Source organism: Oceanobacter sp. 4_MG-2023 (assembly GCF_030689165.1).
Taxonomy (GTDB): domain Bacteria; phylum Pseudomonadota; class Gammaproteobacteria; order Pseudomonadales; family Oceanobacteraceae; genus Oceanobacter.
The window spans coordinates 1-2,564 of record NZ_JAUYVV010000049.1 but is presented as its reverse complement, the minus strand read 5'-3'; the positions used below and the strand labels follow the sequence as shown (position 1 = coordinate 2,564).

Annotated in this window: 1 protein-coding gene; it reads left to right on the top strand. The window is 53.2% G+C overall.

Going from position 1 to position 2,564, the window contains the following annotated elements:
* On the top strand, positions 1-2,564 hold a 2,564-nt coding region (locus Q8W24_RS16620), incomplete at both ends, for a cadherin repeat domain-containing protein (RefSeq protein WP_305476006.1).

Here is a 2,564-nt window from a genome sequence, read left to right as displayed (position 1 = left end):
GCCGATATTTCCGATGGTGTGAGTTTCAGCCTGTCTGGTACAGATGCGTCACTGTTCAGCATCAACTCCGCCACCGGCGAAGTGACTTTGTTGGCCGACGCTGATTACGAAACCAAACCAAGCTACAGCTTTACTGTTACAGCCACCGATGGCGTCGGTCACTTCACTGATCAGACCGTGACGCTGGCGGTCAATGATCTGGATGAGTCAGGACCGGTCTTTAACTCCGGCACGTTGGCGGATGCCATTGATGAAAACTCTGGCGCCAGCTCGGTTATTTACACCGCAGCGACCGATGACGCGACAGCGGTTTATAGCCTCTCGGGGGCTGATGCTGCTTTGTTCAGTATTAACTCGGCCACGGGTGAAGTCACTTTGTTGGCGGATGCCGATTACGAAACTAAAGCCAGTTACAGCTTTACCGTCACCGCCACCGATGGAGCCGGTAACCACACCGATCAAACTGTCACGCTGGCGGTTAATAACCTGGATGAAGCAGCGCCAAGCATTACGTCTGGCGCGACGGCTACTACGATCGATGAAAACAGCGGTGCCAGCAGTGTGATTTATACCGCGACTGCCGATGACTCCACAGATATCTCTGATGGTATGACTTTCTCGCTCTCAGGCGACGATGCAGCGTATTTCTCGATTGATGCCAGCACTGGCGAAGTGACGTTATTGGCTGATGCCGATTACGAGACCAAACCAAGCTACAGCTTTACCGTCACCGCTACCGATGGGGCTGGTAACTACACAGATCAAACTGTCACCCTGGCGGTGAATAACCTGGATGAAGTGGGGCCTGTATTTACCTCCGGGACTCTGGCGGATGCCATTGACGAAAATTCTGGTGCCAGCTCGGTTATTTACACCGCGACCACGGACGACGCGGCAGTGGTTTATTCGTTGTCTGGTACAGATGCGTCACTGTTCAGCATCAACTCAGCCACCGGTGAAGTCACCTTGTTGGCGGATGCGGATTACGAAGCCAAAGCCAGCTATTCATTTGTAGTCACTGCCACCGATGGGGCTGGTCACTTAACTGATCAGACCGTGACGCTGGCGGTCAATGATCTGGATGAAGTGGCACCAACGATTACGTCTGGCGCGGCGGCGACTGCCATTGATGAGAACACGGGTACTGGCTCGGTTATTTACACAGCGACGGTGGATGACTCTGCCGATATTTCGGATGGTGTGACTTTCTCGCTCTCAGGCGACGATGCCGCGTACTTCAGTATCAACTCGGTAACCGGTGAAGTCACCTTGTTGGCGGATGCGGACTACGAGACCAAACCAAGCTACAGCTTTACTGTCACCGCCACCGATGGGGCGGGTAACCACACCGATCAAACCGTCACGCTGGCGGTGAATAACCTCGATGAAGTGGCACTGACGATTACCTCTGGTGATACCGCCACTGCCATCGATGAAAATAGCGGTGCCGGGCAGGTGGTGTATACCGCCACCGCTGATGACTCTGCTGATATTTCTGATGGCGTCACCTTCAGTCTGTCAGGCGACGATGCAGCGTACTTCTCGATTGATGCCAGCACCGGTGAAGTGACTCTGTTGGCCGACGCTGATTACGAAACTAAAGCCAGTTACAGCTTTACTGTCACCGCCACCGATGGCGCCGGTCACTTCACTGACCAGACCGTCACGCTGGCGGTGAATAACCTCGATGAAGTCGCACCGACGATTACCTCTGGTGATACCGCCACTGCCATCGATGAAAACAGCGGTGCCGGGCAAGTGGTGTATACCGTTGTTGCTGATGACTTCGCGGATATCTCCGATGGTGTGACTTTCTCGCTCTCAGGCGACGATGCAGCGTATTTTTCGATTGATACCAGCACCGGTGAAGTCACCTTGTTGGCCGACGCCGATTACGAAACAAAAGCCAGCTATTCATTTGTAGTCACCGCCACCGATGGGGCTGGTCACTTCACTGATCAGACCGTGACGCTGGATGTGAATGATCTGGATGAAGTGGGGCCTGTATTTACTTCCGGCACGTTGGCGGATGTCATTGATGAAAACTCTGGTGCCAGCTCGGTTATTTACACAGCCACAACCAATGATGCGACGGCGGTTTATAGCCTCTCGGGAGCCGATGATGCGCTATTCAGTATCAACTCGGTAACCGGCGAAGTGACGTTATTGGCTGATGCCAATTACGAGACCAAGTCCAGCTACAGCTTTACTGTTACAGCCACCGATGGGGCTGGTCACTTCACTGATCAGACCGTTACCCTGGCGGTCAATAACCTGGATGAAGCAGCACCAACCATTACGTCTGGTGATACCGCGACTGCCATCGATGAAAATTCTGGTGCTGGGCAGGTGGTGTATACCGCTGTTGCTGATGACTCTGCTGATATTTCGGACGGCGTAACGTTTAGCCTCAGTGGTACTGACGCGGCTTACTTCACCATTGATATCAATACTGGCCAAGTGACTCTAAAAGCTGATGCTGACTATGAAACCAAACCAAGCTACAGTTTTACTGTCACCGCTACTGATGGGGTTGGTCGCTTCACTGATCAGACCGTGACACT